We start from the raw sequence: 397 nt of genomic DNA, 5'->3' as shown, positions 1-397 counted from the left end.
CAATTATCCGATGCCCTTCGGCACCGACTGGGATGCATGGAACGCCTCGCTCGAGGATGCCTGCGGCAGGCTCGCCGCTTATGCACCGGATGTCGTCATCGTCTCGCTGGGTGTCGATACGTTCGAGAAGGACCCGATCAGCCAGTTCAAGCTGAAGACGTCTGATTATCCCAAGATCGGCCGCCGCATCGCCAGGCTCGGCCTGCCGACGCTGTTCGTCATGGAAGGCGGCTATGCCGTCGAGGAGATCGGCATCAACGCGGTCGGCGTGCTGACCGGGTTCGAGGATCGGTAAATGCCTGTCGTCCAGGAGCATCTGGCGGTTTTGGGACAACGACAGGCATAAGCAAAGGACCACCGGGACCGGGCGGCAACATCGCCCGGCTCCGACTATCGG

Annotated in this window: 1 pseudogene; it reads left to right on the top strand. The window is 62.0% G+C overall.

The annotated features are described in order from the left end of the window. Positions 1 to 295 (top strand): annotated as a pseudogene (locus ENZ75_RS34145) (histone deacetylase family protein); the annotation flags it as partial. Between the last annotated feature and the right edge of the window lie 102 nt (positions 296 to 397).

Source organism: Mesorhizobium sp. M7A.F.Ca.CA.002.04.1.1 (genome assembly GCF_004022805.1).
In the GTDB taxonomy this organism is placed as follows: domain Bacteria; phylum Pseudomonadota; class Alphaproteobacteria; order Rhizobiales; family Rhizobiaceae; genus Mesorhizobium; species Mesorhizobium ciceri.
Note: the sequence above shows the minus strand (reverse complement) of the source record. Positions and strands in the feature narration are given on the sequence as shown.